The following is a 20,811-nucleotide window of genomic DNA, read 5'->3' on the forward strand; positions in this document are numbered from 1 at the left end:
GTGCCGGGCATGAAGCCGCTGCGGATGGTGCGGCGATGGGGGAGGAAGCGCCTTGAAGATTCACGTTGCGCGTGTGTCGCGACGCCGGACATCGCCATGGAGCAATGCCCGGCCGATTCGCGAGGAGTTCTTCGGCGAGGAGCGACTGGCGCAGCATGCGGGCAGCCTGGCTCGCGCGCAGAAGGTGTTGCCTGGTGTGATCTCGGGCCCGTCGCTCGCCACACGGCTGAGAGACAATGCGGATCATCTGCTGAAGGCCTATCAGAACACGGCGGCCGCAGACGCACGCGGCGAAGAGATCATGCCTGCCGCGGAGTGGCTGCTCGACAACTACTACCTTGTCGCAGAACAGGTGCGGCAGATCCGGGACGATCTCTCCCCGCGCTATTACCGCCAACTGCCCAAGCTCGGCAACGGCCCGTTCGCCGGTTATCCGCGCGTGCTCGAGATCAACTGGGCCTTCGTCGCCCATACCGACAGCCGTTTCGATCCCGACGCGCTATGCCGTTTCATGCTTGCCTATCAGGCCGTGGAACCGCTGACGATCGGTGAACTTTGGGCGGTGGCGATCACGCTGCGGATCGTGCTGATCGAAAATCTGCGGCGGCTCGCGGATCAGATCATCGACGACCGGCGCGCGCGGCTCGACGCCGACGCGCTCGCGGATCGCCTGCTCGGCGAACGCGGGCAGGCGCGGGCGGAGACGGAGCCGCTCGTCGCGCGTTATGAGCAGATGGTATCGCACGATGCGTTCGCGGTGCAGTTGATCCAGCGGCTGCACGATCCCGATCCGGCCGTCGCGCCGGCACTGGCGTGGCTGCATCGGCACCTGGCAGCGCGCGGCGCGACGCCGGACCAGATCGTCGCCTCCGTCAACCACGAGCAGGGCGCCGCCAGCCTAACCGTGCGCAACGTGATCACCAGCATGCGGCTGATTTCGGAGGTGGACTGGACCGAGTTGTTCGAGCGCATCAGTCTGGTCGATCAGGTGCTGCGCAGCCACCCGGGTTTCGCGGAGATGGATTTCCCAACGCGCAATCTGTATCGCGACGCGGTTGAAGCGCTTGCCCGCGGCGCGCCCGTCAGCGAGCTCGAGATTGCCCGTCGCGTCGTCTCCGATGCCGCGGCACAGGGGCCGAGCCACGCGCCGGCCGCCGGCGCGATGCCTGGCCGCGAGGCGGACCCCGGTTACTACCTGCTGGCGGACGGCCGCGCCGCATTCGAAGCGGAGATCGGCTATCGGCCGCCCGTTGCGTTGTGGTTGCGGCGCCTCACCCGCCACGCCGGTCTCGGCGGGTATCTCGGCCGAATCGGGCTGATTGCCGCGCTGCTGCTGACGGGCATGCTGGCATGGCTCGCTTGCATCGAGCCGCCCGGTCAGTGGCTGATCTGGCTCGGCGTCGCCGGCCTGCTACCCGCGCTGGATGCCGCGGTCGCGCTCGTCAATCGCGGCGTGATGCGCGATGTCGGCGCGAAGATCCTGCCCGGCCTCGCATTGCTCGACGGCATTCCGCCGGACCTGCGCACGATGGTCGCCGTGCCGGTGCTGCTGACAACGGAAGCTGTGCTCGGCGAGCAGATCGAGCAACTGGAAATTCATCATCTGGCGAGCCCCAACGGCGCGCTTTACTTCGCTTTGCTCTCCGACTGGATGGACGCGTCCACGCCACACGCCGACAGCGACGACAGGTTGCTGGCATCCGCGACGGAGGGCATCGACCGGTTGAATCGCCTTTATCCGGCTGCGCCGGGCGAAGGCGAGCGCTTCCTGCTGCTGCACCGCAAGCGCGTATGGAACGACGGCGAACGGTGCTGGATGGGCTGGGAGCGCAAGCGCGGCAAGCTGCACGAGCTGAATCGATTGCTGCGCGGCGCATCGGACACGACGTTCATCGCGGCGGCCGGCCGGACGCCGCACGTGCCGCCGGACGTGCGCTACGTGATCACGCTCGATGCCGATACGCGGTTGCTGCGCGATACCGTGCGCCGCCTGGTCGGCAAGATGGCGCATCCGCTCAACCGGCCGGTATTCGATTCGGCGAGCCGGCGCATCGTCGGCGGCTACGGCGTCCTTCAGCCGCGCGTCACGTCCTCGCTCGCGAGCGGCGACGAGGGTTCGCTGTTCCAGCGCGTGTCGTCGAGCGCGCACGGCATCGATCCTTACGTGTCAGCCGTATCGGATGTCTATCAGGATCTGTTCGACGAAGGATCCTATGCGGGCAAGGGCATCTACGACGTCGACGCGTTCGAGGCGGTGCTCGCCGGTCGCGTGCCGGAGAACGCGGTGCTCAGTCACGATCTGTTCGAAGGTATTTTCGCGCGGGCCGGACTGGCGTCGGATATCGAGGTTGTCGAAGCGTCGCCGTCCCGCTACGACGTCGCCGCGAGCCGCCTGCACCGATGGGCGCGCGGCGACTGGCAGCTCCTGCCCTGGTTGCTGTTCGGCCACGAACCGTTGACGGCGGTCGGCCGCTGGAAGATGCTGGACAACCTGCGCCGCACACTCACGGCGCCCGCCATGCTGGTCGCGCTACTGGCCGGATGGATGCTGCCGCTCCCCGTATCGCTCGCCTGGAGCGCCTTCGTGCTGGTGACGATCGCGCTGCCGTTCCTGTTGCCTGTATTGAGCGGGCTGGTGCCGCGCTGGCGGCGCACGCACGTGAAGATGACCACGCGCAGCGTGCTCCATGCATGGTCGATGGAGTTGCGGTTCGCGTTGACGCGGTTCGGCCTGTCGATCGTCATGTTGCCGCAGCAGGCGTGGTCGATGGGCGACGCGATCGCGCGTACGCTGTTTCGTGTGGCGATCAGCCGTCGCCATCTGCTCGAATGGACCACGGCGGCCGCAGCGGGTGCGCGCGACCGGCGGACCCTCGCGCCCACCTATCTGCAAATGCGCGGCGGCGTGACGCTCGCGCTGCTTGTCGCGGCTGCCAGTCTGATGGCGGGCTGGCGCTTCGATCGTCATACGGGCTGGCTGGCCGTGCCGTTCGTACTCGTCTGGCTTGCCGCGCCGGCGATCGCGTATTGGCTGAGCCGCGCACCACGGTCGGCGGGCGAGCTGCCGGTGGCCCCGCACGATGCGCGTCAACTGCGGCGCGACGCGCGCCGGACCTGGCGTTATTTCGAGACGTTCGTGACGGCGGACGATCAGATGCTGCCGCTGGACAATTTCCAGGAGGACCCGAAGCCCGTCGTCGCGCACCGGACTTCGCCCACCAATATAGGGCTGTATCTGTTGTCCGCCGTCAGCGCCCGCGAGTTCGGCTGGCTCGGCACGCTGGACGCGGTGGCGCGGCTGGAGGCGACCCTCGCGACGATGCGGCTGATGTCGCGCCATCGCGGCCATTTCTATAACTGGTACGACACGCGGGATCTGCGGCCCCTCGAGCCGAGGTATGTGTCGTCGGTCGACAGCGGCAATCTCGCCGGCCACCTGATCGCGCTCGGCAACGCTTGCCGCGCGTGGGCGAATCAGCCCGCCGGCGTGGGGCGGCAAGCCGCGTATGAAGGAATCGGCGATACGCTCGCGCTGCTGCGCGGCGCCGTGTGCCGGGAGGGCGACGCGCGGACGGCCCTGCATGGCGAATTCGAGCGGGCCGCGACCGAGCTGGAGGAAACGCTCGCCGCGCAGACCGGGGAGGGCGGCGCACCGGACGGTCGCGCCGCGCCGGAATGGTCCGCGATCACGATCCTCGCCGCGACAGTCGCCGATGTCGCGCGCGCGCTGATGGACGAGGTCGGCCGGGTGCGGGGCGGCGACGTCGACGATGTGCTGTTTTGGGCGCAGGCGCTGGAGCACGCGGTGCAGGGGCATGGTCGCGATGCGACGCGCACGCCGGACGAAGCGGACGTGTTGAACAAGCGTTTGCAGGTGCTGGCCGATACCGCGTTGCAGATGGCCTATGCGATGGAGTTCGGCTTTCTGCTCGACCCGGTGCGCAATCTGCTGTCGATCGGTTACGCGGTGGCCGACGGACGGCTCGATCCGGGCAACTACGATCTGCTGGCATCGGAGGCGCGCCTCGCGAGTTTCGTCGCGATCGCGAAGGGTGATGTCCCGGCGCGGCACTGGTTCCGGCTCGGCCGCCTGGCGACGCCGATCGGGCACGGCGCGGCGCTGATCTCGTGGTCGGGATCGATGTTCGAATACCTGATGCCGTCGCTCGTGATGCGTGCGCCGGACAGCAGCCTGCTCGCGCGCACCAATCACCTGGTGGTGCGTCGCCAGATCGCCTACGGCGACGGGCTGCACCTGCCGTGGGGCATGTCCGAATCGGCGTACAACACGCGCGACATCGAGCTGACCTATCAGTATTCGAGCTTCGGCGTGCCGGAGTTGGGGCTCAAGCGCGATCTCGACCAGAACCTGGTGGTCGCGCCCTATGCGACCGCGCTCGCGGCGATGGTCGCGCCGAACGCCGCCGCGCGCAACTTCGAGCGGTTGCGTGCAGCCGGCGCGTGCGGGCGCTTCGGCTTCTACGAAGCGCTCGACTACACGCCCGCGCGCGTGCCGGAAGGCATGCCAGTTGCGATCGTGCGGGCATTCATGGCGCATCACCAGGGCATGTCGATCGTGTCGATCGCCAATGCACTGCTGGGCGGGCGCATTCGCGCCTTCTTCCATGGCGAGCCGGCCGTGCGCGCCACCGAGTTGCTGTTGCAGGAACGGGTGCCGGGCCGGGTCGCGGCAGGGCGGCCGCGGGTCGACGCCAGACCCGCCGGCAGGATGCATGGCGTCGACGCCGGCGTTGCACGGCGCCTGCTGTCGGCGGACGATCCCGCGCCCGTCACGCATCTGCTGTCCAACGGCCGCTACGCCGTGATGCTCACGGCCGCGGGCTCCGGCTACAGCCGCCGCGACGATCTGGCCGTCACGCGCTGGCGGGAAGACGCGACGCGCGACGATTGGGGTAGCTATCTGTATCTGCGCGACGCCGAGAGCGGCGAGGTCTGGTCGGCCACGTGGCAGCCCACCGGCGTGGTGCCGGACAGCTACGAAGTGACGTTCACCGAAGATCGCGCCGAGTTCGTGCGTCGCGACGGCACCTTGACGACGTCGCTTGAGGTGGTGGTATCCGCCGAGGACGATGCGGAAGTGCGGCGGGTGTCGGTGGCCAATACCGGCTCCCGGCCACGCGTGATCGAATTCACGTCCTACGCGGAAATCGTGCTCGCTCCGCCCGCCGCCGATCACGCCCATCCCGCATTCTCGAAACTGTTCATCGAAACCGAGTACGTGCCTGTGTCCGGCGCGATTCTGGCGACGCGGCGCAAGCGCGCGCCGAACGAGGCGGAAGTTTGGGCCGCGCATCTGGCCGTGACCTCCGGCGAAACCGTCGGCGCGGAAGAATTCGACACCGATCGATTGCGCGTCATCGGACGCGGGCGCAGCGTTCGCCTGCCGCTTGCGCTGACCGAACAGCGTGCGCTGGGCGCTTGCGAAGGCGCGGTACTGGACGCGGCGTTCACGCTGCGGCAGCGGCTGCGCATCGAGCCGGGCGCGAAGGCGAGCATCGTCTATTGGACCATCGTCGCGGATTCGCGCGCGCAGCTGCTCGACCTGATCGACAAGCATCGCGACGGCGAATCGTTCGCGCGGGCGGCGATGCTCGCGTGGACCCAGGCGCAGGTGCAGCTGCGGCATAGCGCGGTGAGCCTCGACGAGGCCGCGTTGTTCCAGCAACTGGCCGGATACATGCTCTACAGCGATGCGTCGATGCGGCCGGGGTCCGCCGCGCTGATACGCCATGCGGCGGCGGTGTCCGCGGCGGGCGGCGTGGGCGCGGCGCCGCTATGGACTCATGGCGTATCGGGCGATCTGCCGATCCTGCTGGTGCGGATCGACGACATCGAGCACATCGCGATGGTGCGGCAGCTGATCCGCGCGCACGAGTACTGGCGGATGAAGCGGCTCGAGGTCGATCTGGTCATCATCAACGAGCGCGCGGCGTCGTACGTGCAGGATTTGCAGGCGGCGCTCGAGGGGCTGGTGCGGACCCGGCAGCAGCCGAACGAAGCCGGGCGCGGCAGTATTTTCGTGCTGCGCGAGGATCTGATGGCGGCGGCGGCGCGCGCGCTGTTTCCGGCGGTTGCGCGCGCCGTGCTCGCCGCGCGCAACGGCCGGCTGGTGGAGCAGTTGCGACGCCTCGCTGGTTCACCGCTGTCCGCCCGCCCGGATGCCGCGCGCGCGCCGCTGCCGCCGCCCGCGATTGCGGCGCCGAAGGGCGCGCAGGCCGGCGCGGGGCTCGAATACTTCAACGGTATCGGCGGATTCGCGCGCGGCGGCCGCGAATACGTCGTGATCCTGCAGCCCGGTCAACGCACGCCGATGCCGTGGGTCAACGTCGTCGCGAATCCGTCATGTGGCTTCCTGACGTCGGCGGAGGGCGGCGGCTATACTTGGGTGACGAACAGCCGCGAGCATCCGTTGACGCCGTGGTCGAACGACCCGGTCACCGATCCGCCGAGCGAAGTGTTCTACATCCGCGACGACGAGACCGGCGTGCGCTGGGGGCCGCAAGCGGCCTCGATCAGCGATGACGCGCCGGGCGCGACCGCTTTCGTGGCGAGTCATGGCCAGGGCTACAGCCGGTTTGCGCATTCCGCCGCCGACGTCGCCGTCGAGTTGCTGCAGTTCGTGCCCCTGGCCGATCCTGTCAAGATTTCCCGCCTGACCTTGCACAACCTGTCCGACCGGACTCGCCGGCTGTCCGTCGCAACCTATGCGGAGTGGGCGCTGGGTGCGTCGCGCAGCGTCGCGGCGCCGCACACCGCGAGCGAGATCGATCAGCCGACCGGAGCGCTGTTTGCCCGCAACGACTGGAGTCAGGTGTATCGCGGCAGGGTGGCGTTCGCCGATTTATGCGGCCTACAAACCTCGTGGAGCGCGGACCGGCGCGAGTTCATCGGCCGCAATGGCGTCCTGAGCGATCCCGCCGGTTTTCCGGGCAGGGCCGGCGCGTCGCCGTTGTCGGGCCGCGTCGGCGCCGGGCTCGACCCGTGTGCCGCGTTGCAGACCACGGTCGATCTCGAACCCGGCGGCAGCATCGAAATCGTCTTGCTGCTCGGCGAGGGCGCCGACGCGGCAGCGGCGCGACAGTTGATCGCGCATTACCGTCAGGCGGATCTCGACGCGATATTCGCCGCCGTGACGGCGTTCTGGGACGAGACGCTCGGCGCGATCCAGGTCGAGACACCGGACCGCGCGATGGATCTGATGCTGAACCGCTGGCTGCTGTACCAGACGCTGTCTTGCCGGATCTGGGCGCGTGCGGGCTTCTATCAGGCGAGCGGCGCGTACGGCTTTCGCGACCAGTTGCAGGACGGCATGGCGCTCGCCATCGCCCGCCCGGCCCTGGCGCGCGAGCATCTGCTGCGGGCGGCGGCGCGCCAGTTTCCGGAAGGCGACATGCAGCACTGGTGGCTGCCGGAAAGCGGCAGCGGCGTACGCACACGGATCTCCGACGACCGCGTCTGGCTCGCGCATGCGGTTGCGCACTACGTCGACGTCAGCGGCGACCGTGCGATTCTCGATGTATCGATCCCGTTCATCGACGGACGACCGCTGGCCGCCGACGAGCAGGACGCGTTCTTCATCCCGCGCATCTCGGAAACGAGCGCGTCGCTGTTCGAGCATTGCGTGCGCGGACTGGAGGCCAGTCTCGCGCAGGTCGGCGAGCATGGCCTGCCGCTGATCGGCACGGGCGACTGGAACGACGGCATGAACCGGGTCGGCGAAGCCGGGCGGGGTGAAAGTGTCTGGCTCGGGTGGTTTCTGCATGCGACGCTCACGGCGTTCGCCCCGCTCGCCGCGGCGCGCGGCTCGGCCGACCTGGCGGCGCGCTGGTCGACGCGTGCCGCCGCGTTGCGCGATGCGCTTGCCGATGCGGGATGGGACGGCGCATGGTATCGGCGCGGCTACTTCGACGACGGTACGCCGCTCGGCTCGGCCGGCAACGCCGAATGCTCGATCGACGCGATCGCGCAGTCGTGGAGCGTGCTGTCGCGCGCGGCGGACCCGATGCGCGCCGCTCAGGCAATGGACGCGCTGGAAGCGCAGTTGATCCGCCGCGACGATGGCCTGGCCCTGCTGTTCGCACCGCCGTTCGATCGTTCGTCGGTCGATCCCGGTTATATCAAGGGCTATCCGCCGGGCATCCGGGAGAACGGCGGCCAGTACACGCATGCGGCCACGTGGTCGGTGCTCGCGTTCGCGCAAATGGGCGACGGCGATCGCGCCGCGAATCTGTTCGCGCTGCTCAATCCGGTCAATCGCAGCCGCACGCGCAGCGGGGCGAATCGCTATCGGGTCGAGCCGTACGTGGTCGCGGCCGACGTATATTCCGTCGCGCCGCATGTCGGCCGCGGCGGCTGGACGTGGTACACCGGCTCGGCCGGCTGGCTCTATCGCGCGGGCGTCGAAGGCGTGCTCGGTCTGCGCAGGCATGGCGACATGCTGTCCATTCAACCGTGCATCCCGCTGTCCTGGCCGGGCTTTAGGGCCACGCTGCGTCACGGCGCGTCGCACTACGACATCGTCGTCGAGAATCCGGGCGGCGCCAGCGGCGGCGTGTCCCGCCTCGTGGTCGATGGCGTGCGGCTCGCTGCCGGCGAAGCGGCGGTGCGGCTCGTAGACGACGGTCGCCGCCACAGCGTGGTCGTGACGCTGGGGGCGGCGCAAGCGGTGCTTCTGTGACGCGGCAGATCGGCATCCGCGCCGGTACGTTAGCGGACGGACTGCGCGCGATCGACCGGCCATCATGAACCGATGTCCCGAATTTCATCGAGACGTCAGCGCATGGGCTTCCGTGCGTCGTGCCGGATCGGACGGCGCCGCGGCAACCCAAGGAGATGATCATGAGAAAGCTACATTCCGTGGCAGTCGAGATGGCGATAGTCACCATGACGATTGCCGTGCTGGCGGGTTGCGGCGGTATGTCTCGCCGCGGAACGGATACCGTGATCGGGGCGGGTGTCGGCGGTGTTGCCGGTGCAGTCCTGACGGGCGGCAGTGCATTGGGCACGGTGGGCGGCGCGGCCGTCGGCGGGGTGGTCGGCAATCAGGTCGGGAAATAGGCCGGCCGAAGGGTAGGGCATCGGCACGCGCACCCGCCGTCACGGCGAAGCGCGCGCGTGACGAGCGTGACCCGGAGTGCGACCGGTATGGCGGCATTTCTCCTGAACGGCGAGCTGAGGCTGTCCTGGTGGCAGCTTGCGTGGGTCGTGCTCGTGCTCACGCATGTCACCATCATCAGCGTGACGGTGTACCTGCACCGTTGTCAGGCGCACCGGGCGCTGGATCTGCACCCGGGCGTCAGTCACTTCCTTCGGTTCTGGCTGTGGTTGACGACGGGCATGCTGACCAAGCAGTGGGTCGCCGTGCATCGCAAGCATCACGCGAGGAGCGAGACCCCGGAAGATCCGCATAGCCCGCGCACCCGCGGCCTCGCGACCGTGCTGCTGTGCGGCGCGGAACTGTACCGGGAGGAAGTGCGGAACGAGGAAACGCTGCGCCGATATGGATCGGGTACGCCGGACGACTGGCTCGAACGCCACGTCTATGCCCGCTATCCGAATCTCGGCGTCGGGCTGCTGGTCGTGATCGACGTCGGGCTGTTCGGGCTGCCCGGCGCGGCGGCGTGGGCGATCCAGATGATGTGGATTCCGTTCTGGGCCGGCGGCGTAATCAATGGTTGCGGCCACTTCAGCGGTTACCGGAATTTCGCGACGTCCGATGCGAGCACCAACCTTTTTCCGTTGGGCATCCTGATCGGCGGGGAAGAACTGCACAACAATCACCACGCATACGTTACGTCCGCCAGGCTGTCGAACCGCTGGTTCGAGTTCGACATCGGCTGGCTGTACATCCGCCTGCTGGCGGTGTTGAGACTCGCGACCATTCGGCGAATCGCGACGAAGCCGCGCCTGCTCCCGAACAAGGTGGTGGCGGACGACGGGACGCTGCAAGCGATCATCCGCAACCGGCATGCGGTGATGGCCGCCTATGCGCGCATGCTCGAGTCGGCCTGCCGGCGGGAGCTGCGCCGCATCGAGGACATGAGCCGCGACGACAAGCGCGCGTTCGCGCTCGGCATGAAACGCTGGCTGCGCCAGGCCTGGGGCCATCGGGACAAGCCCGATCTGCGGGCGCTGAAGAGCCCCAATGCGAACCGGCGAATACGCGTGTACGTGGATATGTACGAGACGTTGCTCGAGCTATGGACGTGGTCGCACGCGTCGCACGAGCAATTGCTGGTTCAGTTGCAGGACTGGTGCCGTAGTGCGGACCAGAGCGGCATCAAGGCGATCGCCGATTTCTCGATGCGCCTGCGCCGGTATGCGTGATCGCGGCACGCCGGCGACCCGCCATGCGGGACCGGCGTGCCACAGCGCGCGGCGCATGCGCCGCTCATCTCGCGCGATTGTCGGGACGCGAGTAACGCCACTTGCTCGCATTGGAATTGATGCCGGCATCCTGACGGATGCGCTTTTCGGCGCGTTCGACGTCGGCACGGGTCAGATCGTCCCGCTGCTTTTTCCGGGTCGCGTCATCGCGTCGGTCAACCGACGTGCCTGAGTGGGATTTCATAGATCCTCCTGAATGAGGTGTGCTCGCGTCGCGAGACGCCGCGTCGAGTCGGATGCGGCGGACGGATCAGATCGCCTGAGGGGCGATCTTGCCATCCACGATGTCCTTGCCGAATTGCATCGCCAGTTCGAGTGCGAGCGCCGCCGTTTGCGGAGCGCCGTGCTCGAAAATGGTCGAGTAACGCGGTGCCGTTGCCGAGGTCGCCGGAATCGTGTCGATGCGCACGATTGAAGCAAAACGCTTCGGGCCGGGGGCGTGGGGATCGCCGAACGGCGGGAAAAGCATTTGTGAATAGACGCGGAGTTCACGTCCGCGATATTCGAGAGTGGGGATGGTCATGATTTGCTCCTGACAGAGCAACCGTTGGCGCCGAAGGATTCAAGGGCGCCGATGCCTTGACAAAAAACCGGCAGGTATGTTCAGTGTGCGCGCTTGACAATGGTTTCGCAAGAAAAACATCGGATGCCGAATCATATTTTCGATGCGGATAAATCATTGCGCTGCAATGCGGCAGTCACCTGCGGTGTCGGAAAAACCCGACTGCAAATAGTCGATACCGTACAGACCAACGCGTGTCGTTCGGTTCACGATGAAATAAACATCGAGGAGGCTGCCATGTGCATCCCACTTTCACCCGAGGTCGTCGAGACCCTCAAGTCGCTTGATCGAATTCCGGATTCCCAAGCCAATATTCCGCGCTCCATAGCCAATGAACTATTGACTCACGGGCTTGCATACGAGTCGCGCACCGGCGGCTCCATCCATATGACGTCAGCAGGCCGGCTGTGGCTGAATCGGTGCGCGTATTAGCGCGCACGGGTTGATCAGACGGGACCGGAGTTTTGTCCTGTACAACGATCCATGAATCCATGAGGCAATGATGAAAATCTCATCTACACGATGGTTTAAGCTGGACCAATATGCGCCTGTTCGCAACGGATGGTATGAAGTGCGACTGGTGAGCGGCGACACGGCATTTGCGAAGTTCGGCGACGGCGAATGGACCGAAAAGCCGATGCTCATCTTTACGCGCTGGCGAGGCTTGTGCTCCGATCCGGCCAAGTCGAGCGACCAGGAGACGATTGCCGCGGATGCGACCGCAGCGAAAGGTGTCCGGGACGCGTGGGACGCGTTCTTTCCGGGCGTGGGAGACGAGCAGCACAAACCGCTTGCCGCCGCGCATGGCGACGACACCCGACGCGTTGCGGCATCGTGACGGTCGGCTGGGAAACGGATCTCGCCGGATGCGGACGTGTGCCATCACCACCGGCGAGTCCGCCGCACGTTGCCCGATCGCGCGGCGCTTCGGACGGTTCGCGCGAACACCCTACGGCCGCCGCTTGAATTGCGCTTTCGCGTCGCCGAATGACGCTTGTGTCTTGCCGACGACCTGCTCGACCTTGCCCTGCATTCGGGTCGTTCGATTTCCCATGATCCTGCCGACCATTTCCTTCAGCCTGCCTTTTGCTTCCGCGATGCGGCCTCTCACCTGATCCCTGTTCATCACACTGCTCCTTGACATGGGTCGCCTGTTTCACCGGTACGACACCCCGAACCATCGAGGCGTCGTATCGGGCGCTTCGGCGCGGGACAACCAAGCCGCCCGAACACATGTTGCGCGCAATCGCGACGAAGGTCGGTACGTTGCCGTACGCGAATCGGCGCCGGCGTGCCGCCTGATGCATGCCGGCGGCGATTGGGTCGATCGCCGCGAAGATGGGGGGCATGTGATCATGCTTTGCGCGCTTGGTACGCTTTCGTACCGCATTCGCATTCGCCTGTGTGTAGCGTCAGGGATATCCACGAACAACCTGAGACGCATCATGCTGCGACGAACATCGAAGGTCATCAGGCTCGAGTCGCTGTAACCGGCGGCGAAGGCAGGGCGGCTTTGTATCCCTGTGTTGTTTTCAATCTTGCGGAGGGTGTATGCACATTCTCACGAGCGCGGGCCCACTGGTTTCGCTGATCGCCGGTATCCTGATTCTTGTGGTGCCCCGTCTGTTGAATTACATCGTGGCGATCTACCTGATCGTCATCGGGTTGCTCGGGCTGTTCGGAGGACATCTCCACTGAACCCGTGCCTCCCCCCGGCGAAACAGCAGGTGACGAACCGCGCACGCGGCACTCGCGATCGTCGACCCGTTGCCGTTGACAGGTCGATCGGCGGCGCGGTGCTGTTCTATCTATCGGGTCGCGGAGTCCATCGCATATCTGCGGCAATGCTCCAGGTACCCTCGTTCGTGCCTGCTCACGAGCTCGACGATGCTGGCCCACAGCCACGACGGCGCGTCGAGCACTTTTGAGCGATTGCGCCGCAGTTCCCCCCGCCAGCTTTCGCGCGTGGACGCGTCCATTTGACTGGCGTGGGCGTTGCCGACGACCCGCGCCAGAAATCGCGCGACTTTCGCGGCTTCGTCGCGCGTGAGTTGGTTGATTTCCATTTTCACGTCTTGCGGCAGCAGTTCGCGCAGAAACACCGACCGGTCGAGAAAGCGCGACGCGCGCATACGGTCGCCCAGGAATGGCGCCAGGTGGTGCGCCCCCTCGACAACGCGTGCGGCGTTGTCGCGCGGCATCTTGACCGACGGGTATCGCGGCGCCGCAGCCTGAATGGCCTCTTTGACGTCCATCAGACATAGATCATTCCCGCGGGACGATTCATGCCCAATGTCGAGCAGTTCCGCAACGCGCAGGCGGCCAAGCGAGCTGCAGCCTTTTACCCAATAAGCGGCATCGAGCACCTCCACCGACGCGCCTTCGTCGCGCGACCGCAATGAAGTGGCCAGGCCCGCAACGGCCTCGTCTGCGAAAAGCTGCGTGACCGCACGCCGTTCTTCCTTCGACAGCGGCCAGAAAGTCTTGCCAAAAGGGATCGTTGGCCGGGTGTTTTCGATACGTTCCCTGGCCAGCTTTTTCCACGACCGCTTCCATGCCTCCCGCATGACCAGCCGGATGGACTCCGGATTGTCAATGGACGCCGCGGCATCCACGCACGCATGGCTGTCGAAGGCCCGCTCATAGCCGTCCATCATCTGTTCAATCATGGCCGCGACGATCACGCCGGACAGATCGGAGCCGCGCGCAGCGGTAGCCAGCGACAATCCGAGGCGGATGAGGTCGTGGACCGGGTTGCCGACAACCGTCTGGTCGAGGTCGCGGATCTGTATCTCGACGTGCCCCCGAGCGTTCGCGATGGGTCCCAGGTTGCCGACGTGACAGTCGCCGCAAATCCAGATCGGCGGGCCTTCCGGTAACGTGTGGCGCTCCAGGCTCTCGATCCATTCGTAAAATCTGACGGTATTGCCCCGGACATAGGCGTGGGCCGACCGCGCCATCTTCTCGTTTCGGAGCGCAATGAGGGCAGCCTGCCGCCCGCGGACGGGCGTGGCTCGGCGCAGCGCGCGACCCGGGTGCGTGGTGGCTGAAGTGTGACGCATGCGCTATCGAATCGATCGATAGTCCGTTCCCGAGCGCGTGCTCGCGTCGGAACGCTTCTGCTTCGCGGTGCGCGGCCGCTCGTGAGCGAGCGGGTTCGTCAGCCTCGGTTTTTCGGGCGGGACGGGCATTCCGTCATCGGTCGCGATGTCCTGCGCATATTTCCGATGCTGTTGCGGCGTGTCGCGGGCTTGTTGCCTGGGGGCGTTCATGAGCGTGCTCCTGTGAATCCCGCTTCGCATGGATCCGATCGCTCGAACCGGATCGCGGTCGATTACATCGGCGATGTGTCGGCGCGTTGTGGCGCCGTGCGCGCATCGGCATCGGCAAGCATGCTTGCGTGCCGACCCAGAATGGGCGAGCGAACAGCGGAAGTCGGTACGATGCCGTGCAGTGGCGGTTGGCGTCGCTTCAGATCGGCAAGCAGGCGATTGGCGGCGATGTCCGCGATGACCCGCGTGCGTCCGGTACGTTGCCGGACAGACTCCCCGCCCGCATCCGTCTACTTTGATATTGAAAGCGTCGATGCACGTCCCGAACCGGGTGCATCGAGCACGCGTCCCGCATGAAGGAGCAGGGCGACCGACGTCCCGGCTAATCCGGCATTCGAGAGGCGGCACCGCCCATTTCGACGGGGAAGCGCACGGGCGCAGATCGACGGAAACATCGGTTCGATTGCATTCGGCAGCCATCGGTGCGGACGCATCGCGACATGGCCGGCCGGATTGATTGAGGAGAGACGACATGTCACTGGGACTTCTTCTACTGATCGTTGTCGTGCTGTTGATGGTCGGGGTGATCCCGACCTGGCGCTACAGCAACGGCTGGGGTTATGGTCCAAGCGGATTGCTTGGCTTGGTATTGATCGTATTGCTCATCATGATGCTGCTGGGCAGGCTGTGACGCGGGACATCATCGACGCTGCAGGTTCATCGAAAGACCGCCGCCCGGCACCGTGAGTGTCGGGTGTGGCATCGCACCGAACCGAACCGTTCTACCAACACATGCACCGTGCCACTGCGCCCGCCACGGATCTCATGCAAAACGGCGCATAAGCGGCGTGGCCGACATGCCGTGCAGCACGATCGACACGGCGATGATGGTCAGTACCCACGGAACCAGCGGCAACAGTTGCGCGCGCGGCCCTTGCTCGATCGCCAGCATCAAGTAATACAGGGAACCCACGCCGCGAATGCCGAACCAGCTGATCAACCGGCGCTGGTGGCGCGACGCCCGGGAGCCGATCAGCGCGAGCCGGGTGGCGGCCGGCCGGATGACGAACAGCAGTGTCGCGACCACGGCCGCGCCCGTCCAGGTCAGCATGTCGGCCCAATAGCGGGACACGAGCGCGCCGATCAGCAGGATCAGCACGGCTTCGGCGATGTGTTCAAGCTCGATCGTAAATCCCATGACCGATTCCGCAACGAAGGCATGGGCTTTGTCGGGATCGGTGGCGGTGGCCTCGACATCCTCGCTGTCCACGACGCCGACCGTCTCCTTCGACGTCTTCCGGCCGCTCGTTCGATGCTCGACACGCCGCATCGCGACCCCCGCGGCGAACACGGCCAGGAACCCGTAGCCATGAATGGCCAGCGCCACGCCGTACGACAGTATGATCAGGCCCAGCGCGAAAAACCCTTCGAGGCCGAGCGCCTGTCCGTGATGACTGCGCAGGAATGCGACGAGCCGGGCGGTGACGAAGCCGAGCAGCCAGCCGGCGCCCACACCGGACGCGATGCCCCATGCAATGCCACCGACCATGCTCCAGTGGAGCGCCAACGTCGTGCCGGAACCGCACAAAAGCAAGCCGAGCACCGCGCACGGGTAGGCCGTGCCGTCGTTGATCCCGCCTTCGCCGGACAACGAAAAGCGCACCAGTTCGACGTCACCCGCGTCGCGCACCCCGACGTCATGCGCGAGCACCGGGTCCGTCGGCGCGATCATCGCGCCCAGCAGTACCGCGACGCCGATGCTCAAATGCAACACCAGCACGCCGAGCGCGGCGATCGACGCGACAGTGAAGATCATCGCGACGACGCCAAGCCGCAGCGGCAGCATCCAGCGGGGATCGGCGGGCGGGACACGCAGCCTCAGGCCGATCGCGAACAGCGAGATCAGCAAGCCGATTTCTGCGGCGAAACGCAAGCGCGTGACGTCATCCGGCAAGGTCATCGACAGCAAGCCGGTGGCGGCCGGTCCGATCAGAAAGCCGATCCCGAGATACACCATGGCCGCGCTCAGCGGCAGGCGCTCGAGCGACGATCCGATGAGTCCCATGGCAATCAGCAGGGCTCCGAAGATGAGGCATCCGATCGTTTCAGTCACTTTGCATACCCAGCATGGATAACGTGACGCTCGGGCCGCCTGTCGGCGCGGGAGCGTCACGGGATGGCGATGCGCCGGTCGTACCACGTTCGCAGCGAGCCGGTCCGGCGTCTGTCCGATGGCGGACAAAGGACCGGGCACGACCATTGCGATCGCAGCGACGCGCGCCTGCGGCTGACGCGGTTGGGAAGGCCTACCCGAAGCGGCACGCATGCGATGTACGGTAGCGGGCAGAGCGGCGCGGTGCTTCGTCATAGACTGTTCGCCGTTCCTCACGACAATCGGAGCATGGCCATGGCCCACACAGCAATCGAGGGAGACCTGCGTTCACTTGAACGACTCATTGCACGCGTCGCGCTCGGTGAGCCTGTGCCATGGGCACTGTGGCGAATCCGGCTGGAATCGATTCTGGAAGACGGCTGTCCGACGCCGTCGGAACGCACGCAGTTCGTCAGCATCATCGCCCTTATCGTCATGCTCGAGCGTCGAGCGGGCACGCCGGCCACGCATTGAGCCTGGCCGGCGTGCCGGCAGTCATGGCCCATGCGCGAACGAGAATGGGGCTGTGCCCCATACAGGAGGCAGGTTGAAACCCACGACATCCGACCCGCCGGTCGCGCCGGCCGCGATGCCCGTCAGTCCGCTGGCGGGCCGGCTCGCGCCATACGCGCTGTGGATCGACGTCCCCCGCCTCGTGACCGCGTACTACACCGATATGCCGGACCCGGCCGTCCCGGCGCAACGCGTGACGTTCGGCACGTCGGGACACCGGGGCTCCGCGTCGACCCGCAGCTTCAACGAGTGGCACGTCCTCGCGATCGCGCAGGCGATCTGCCGGTATCGACGTTCGCACGGCATCGACGGTCCGTTGTTTCTCGGCATCGATACGCACGCACTGTCCGAACCGGCGCAGGCGAGCGTGCTTGAAGTACTGGCTGCCAATGGCGTCGAGGTCATGCTGGCGCCGCCGGGCGAATACACACCCACGCCGGCCGTTTCGCGCGCGATCCTGAAGTACAACCACGGACGCAGTGCCGGGCTCGCCGACGGCATCGTGGTGACGCCGTCGCACAATCCCCCGGACAACGGCGGCATCAAGTACAACCCGGCGACCGGCGGCCCGGCCGAGGAGGCCGTCACCCGCTGGATCGAAACGGTGGCGAACGATCTGCTCGAAGCGGGGCTCGCGGGGGTGAGCCGCGTCTCGTTGTCGAAGGCATCGAATGCCGCCACGACGCACCGCTACGACTTCCTCGCGGCGTATGTCGACGACCTGGCGAGCGTCATCGACATGGACCTTCTGCGCGGCGCGCCGATCCTGCTCGGCGTCGATCCGCTCGGCGGCGCCGGGGTGCACTACTGGCGCGCGATTGCCGAGCGTTACCGTTTGAATCTCGTGATCGTCAGCGAGGAAGTCGACCCGACTTTTCGCTTCATGAGCGTCGACTGGGACGGACGGATCCGCATGGATCCGTCGTCGCCGTATGCGATGCAGACCCTGATCGCGCGGAAAGACCGCTTCGACGTCGCGTTCGCGTGCGACACCGACCACGACCGGCACGGGATCGTCACGCGGAGCGACGGTCTCTTGCCGCCCAATCACTATCTCGCGGTGCTCGTCGATTATCTGTACGCGCATCGGCCGGGGTGGCCCGCGCGCGCGGCGGTCGGCAAGTCGGTCGTCTGCAGCGGGATGATCGATCGTGTCGCCCGCGCACGCGCTCGCGAAGTCTACGAAGTACCCGTCGGCTTCAAATGGTTCGTCGGCGGCTTGCTCGACGGCACGCTGGGGTTCGCCGGCGAGGAGAGTGCGGGGGCCACGTGCCTGCAGCTCGACGGGCAACCCTGGACGACCGACAAGGACGGCATCGTTCCCGCGTTGCTGTCTGCCGAAATCATGACGCGAACCGGCCGCGATCCGGCGGAGCTTTACCGCGGTCTGGCGCACCGATTCGGCGCGCCCGCCGAACGGCGGGTACAGGCCGCGGCCACACGCGAGCAGCGCGCACTGCTGGCGCGGCTGACGCCGCATCAGTTCACGCACACCGAACTGGCGGGAGAAGCGATCGTCCGGATACTCGATCGGGCGCCGGGCAATCGGGCCGCGATCGGCGGCATCAAGGTGATGACGGAACACGGCTGGTTCGTGGCCCGGCCATCCGGTACCGAGGATCTCTACCGGATCTATGCGGAAAGCTTCAACGGCGAGGAGCACGTGGCGAGCATCGTGGCCGATGCCCAGTCGATGGTCGACGCGGTGCTCGAAGCCGGTACGCACCATGCCGGCGGCGGCCCGCACGCCTGATACGCGCACGGGCCGGCTGCGGCTCAGGCGAGCAGTTTCAGTGCGCGGTCGCAGACGTTCTCGACTGTGAAGCCGAAATCGCGCATCAACTCGGCGCCCGGCGCCGACGCGCCGAAACCCGCGACGCCGAGCACGTCGCCGCGATCGCCGACATAGCGGTGCCAGCCTTGCGATACGCCCGCTTCGATCGCCAGCCGCGCGCCGACCGACTTCGGCAGCACGGCGTCCTGATACGGCTGGGGCTGGGCGTCGAACAATCTCCAGCAGGGCAGCGACACCACCCGAACCGCCACGCCGCGCGCGAGCAGCTCTGCGTGCGCCGCCAGCGCGAGCGCGACTTCCGAGCCCGTCGCGATCAGGATCAGCGTGGGGCGGCCCTCGGGCGCATCGGCCAAGACGTAGCCGCCGCGCCGCAACCCCTCGGCCGGCGCGAACCGCAAGCGATCGATGGTCGGCACGTCCTGGCGGGTCAGAACCAGCGCGGTCGGCCGCTCCCGGGCTTCGAGCGCCACCCGCCACGCGACGGCCGTCTCGTTGGCATCGGCCGGTCGAATCACCAGCAGGCCCGGGATCGCACGCAGGCCGGCAAGCTGCTCCACCGGCTGATGCGTCGCACCGTCCTCGCCGACGGCGAGGCTGTCGTGCGTGAACACATAGATCACCTGCAGGCGCATCAACGCGGCGAGCCGGATCGGCGGACGCATGTAGTCGGAAAAGATCAGGAAGGTCGCGCCGAACGGCAGGATGCCGCCGTGAGCCGCCAGGCCGTTCAGGATCGCGCCCATCGCATGCTCGCGCACACCGAAATGCAGATTGCGGCCGCCGCGGCTCCAGCCGCCGCCGTCGGAACCTTGCCGGTCGAGCGCGCTCATGCCGGCAGCCTCGAAATCGCCGAGCCCGGTCAGCGCGGTGAAGGTCGAGGGATTCAGATCGGCGGAGCCGCCGACCAGCGAAGGGACGCGGGAGGCGAGGGCATTCAGCACCTTGCCGGAAGCAACCCGCGTTGCCATGCCTTTCGGATCGGCCGGAAAAACCGGGATATCGCGGTCCCACCGGTCGGGCAACGTGCCGCGCACCGTGTTCAGCAGCGCGTCGGCCAGCTCGGGAAACGCGCGCGCATACGCTGCGAACCGCGCGTTCCAGTGATCTTCTCGTGCGCGCCCCTCCGTCAGCGCGCGACGAAAATGCGCGAGCGCCGGTGCGGGGATATGAAACGCGGGGTCGGGCGGCCACCCGAGGTTGTGCTTGGTCAGGCGCACCTCGGCGTCGCCGAGCGGCGATCCGTGCGCCTGGTAGGTGTCTTGCCGGTTGGGCGAGCCATAACCGAGATGCGTGCGCACGAGGATCAACGACGGACGCAGCAGCTCGGCACGTGCGTTGGCCAGCGCCGCGTCGATTGCGGCCAGATCGTTGCCGTCGTCGACCGTTTCGGTATGCCAGCCGTAGGCGTCGAACCGTTGCGCGCGATCTTCGGTGAAGGTGATAGCGGTGCCGGCGGACAGTGTGACCCGATTGTCGTCGTACAGGCAGATCAGCTTGCCGAGCCGGAGATGGCCGGCAAGCGATGCGGCTTCCGCTGCGACGCCTTCCATCAGGTCGCCGTCGCTGACAAGTGCGTAGGTGTGGTGATCCACGATCTCGAAGCCGGGACGGTTGTAGCACGCGGCGAGCTGCGCTTCCGCCATCGCCATGCCGACGGCGTTGGCGAAGCCCTGGCCGAGCGGGCCGGTCGACGTCTCGACGCCCGGCGTGAGGCCGCGCTCCGGATGGCCGGGCGTGAGGCTGCCCGATTGCCGGAAGCGCCCGATCTGATCGAGCGGCAGGTCGTAGCCGGTTAGATGAAGCAGGCTGTACAACAGCATCGAACCATGTCCGGCCGACAGGATGAAGCGATCGCGATCGAGCCACGCCGGATTGGCGGGGTGATGCTTGAGATGGCGCATCCATAACACATAGGCCATCGGTGCGGCGCCGAGCGGCAAGCCTGGATGGCCGCTCGCCGCTTTCTGCACGGCATCGATCGACAGGAAGCGCAGCGTATTGATGCAGAGCGCATCGAGTGCCGCCCCTTGGATTGACGGGAAATCGGTTGAGGTCATGCAACTGCTCCTTGGCGTTCGGTCACGCAACATCCCAAACGGGATGGTGGTTG

The 20,811-nt window shown here is 66.7% G+C and carries 14 protein-coding genes; 9 read left to right on the top strand and 5 right to left on the bottom strand.

Going from position 1 to position 20,811, the window contains the following annotated elements; all coding sequences use genetic code 11:
- Nucleotides 1-52: 52 nt before the first annotated feature.
- The 3 genes from HAV18_RS12465 (at nt 53) to HAV18_RS12475 (ending at nt 10,347) form a co-directional block, all read left to right on the top strand.
- Nucleotides 53-8,698, top strand: a complete 8,646-nt coding sequence (locus tag HAV18_RS12465) for a GH36-type glycosyl hydrolase domain-containing protein (protein ID WP_166955987.1) — start codon at nt 53-55, stop codon at nt 8,696-8,698.
- A gap of 161 nt (nt 8,699-8,859) precedes the next feature.
- Nucleotides 8,860-9,078, top strand: a complete 219-nt coding sequence (locus HAV18_RS12470) for a glycine zipper 2TM domain-containing protein (protein WP_078041939.1) — start codon at nt 8,860-8,862, stop codon at nt 9,076-9,078.
- An 87-nt stretch (nt 9,079-9,165) separates the two neighbouring features.
- A complete protein-coding gene (locus HAV18_RS12475) occupies nt 9,166-10,347 on the top strand; it encodes a fatty acid desaturase (protein WP_078041822.1) in 1,182 nt (393 codons plus the stop codon).
- Between the two features lie 310 nt (nt 10,348-10,657).
- Here the strand turns inward: HAV18_RS12475 and HAV18_RS12485 are convergent, their stop codons facing one another.
- Complete coding sequence (locus HAV18_RS12485; RefSeq protein ID WP_078041820.1) at nt 10,658-10,930, bottom strand: hypothetical protein; 273 nt, start codon at nt 10,928-10,930, stop codon at nt 10,658-10,660.
- A 123-nt stretch (nt 10,931-11,053) separates the two neighbouring features.
- On the opposite strand from HAV18_RS12485, the gene HAV18_RS39865 reads away from it, so the two are divergent.
- Together HAV18_RS39865 and HAV18_RS12495 are read left to right on the top strand one after the other, a co-directional pair.
- Entirely contained in the window at nt 11,054-11,401 is a 348-nt protein-coding gene (locus HAV18_RS39865) for a hypothetical protein (RefSeq protein ID WP_226128590.1), read from the top strand.
- A 70-nt stretch (nt 11,402-11,471) separates the two neighbouring features.
- The gene (locus tag HAV18_RS12495; RefSeq protein ID WP_078041938.1) at nt 11,472-11,807 is read left to right on the top strand and encodes a hypothetical protein; all 336 of its coding nucleotides are present in this window, start codon (nt 11,472-11,474) and stop codon (nt 11,805-11,807) included.
- 111 nt (nt 11,808-11,918) lie between these two features.
- Here HAV18_RS12495 and HAV18_RS12500 read toward each other — a convergent pair whose 3' ends face one another.
- Nucleotides 11,919-12,095, bottom strand: coding sequence for a CsbD family protein (locus HAV18_RS12500; protein ID WP_166955989.1), 177 nt, complete (start codon nt 12,093-12,095; stop codon nt 11,919-11,921).
- 425 nt (nt 12,096-12,520) lie between these two features.
- Between HAV18_RS12500 and HAV18_RS12505 the strand changes: the two genes are divergently transcribed.
- Complete coding sequence (locus HAV18_RS12505; RefSeq protein ID WP_006413561.1) at nt 12,521-12,667, top strand: DUF3096 domain-containing protein; 147 nt, start codon at nt 12,521-12,523, stop codon at nt 12,665-12,667.
- Between the two features lie 110 nt (nt 12,668-12,777).
- Here the strand turns inward: HAV18_RS12505 and HAV18_RS12510 are convergent, their stop codons facing one another.
- On the bottom strand, nt 12,778-14,031 hold the full coding sequence (locus HAV18_RS12510) for a DUF2252 domain-containing protein (protein ID WP_166955992.1): 1,254 nt from the start codon (nt 14,029-14,031) through the stop codon (nt 12,778-12,780).
- A 742-nt stretch (nt 14,032-14,773) separates the two neighbouring features.
- On the opposite strand from HAV18_RS12510, the gene HAV18_RS12515 reads away from it, so the two are divergent.
- The gene (locus HAV18_RS12515; RefSeq protein WP_078041817.1) at nt 14,774-14,932 is read left to right on the top strand and encodes a DUF3309 family protein; all 159 of its coding nucleotides are present in this window, start codon (nt 14,774-14,776) and stop codon (nt 14,930-14,932) included.
- Nucleotides 14,933-15,064: 132 nt separating this feature from the next.
- Here the strand turns inward: HAV18_RS12515 and HAV18_RS12520 are convergent, their stop codons facing one another.
- Nucleotides 15,065-16,354 carry a sodium:proton antiporter gene (locus HAV18_RS12520; protein ID WP_078041816.1) on the bottom strand — a complete coding sequence of 430 codons (1,290 nt, stop codon included), beginning with the start codon at nt 16,352-16,354 and terminating at the stop codon, nt 15,065-15,067.
- A gap of 294 nt (nt 16,355-16,648) precedes the next feature.
- Here HAV18_RS12520 and HAV18_RS12525 point away from each other — a divergent pair, with 294 nt between their 5' ends.
- Entirely contained in the window at nt 16,649-16,867 is a 219-nt protein-coding gene (locus tag HAV18_RS12525; protein ID WP_078041935.1) for a hypothetical protein, read from the top strand.
- A 115-nt stretch (nt 16,868-16,982) separates the two neighbouring features.
- Nucleotides 16,983-18,659 (top strand): phosphoglucomutase (alpha-D-glucose-1,6-bisphosphate-dependent), encoded by a 1,677-nt coding sequence (gene pgm / locus HAV18_RS12530; protein ID WP_166956778.1) that lies wholly within the window; start codon nt 16,983-16,985, stop codon nt 18,657-18,659.
- Between the two features lie 23 nt (nt 18,660-18,682).
- Here the strand turns inward: pgm and tkt are convergent, their stop codons facing one another.
- Nucleotides 18,683-20,758 carry a transketolase gene (gene tkt, locus HAV18_RS12535; protein WP_166955994.1) on the bottom strand — a complete coding sequence of 692 codons (2,076 nt, stop codon included), beginning with the start codon at nt 20,756-20,758 and terminating at the stop codon, nt 18,683-18,685.
- Nucleotides 20,759-20,811 lie beyond the last annotated feature (53 nt).

Source organism: Burkholderia sp. D-99 (assembly GCF_011605345.1).
Lineage (GTDB): Bacteria > Pseudomonadota > Gammaproteobacteria > Burkholderiales > Burkholderiaceae > Burkholderia.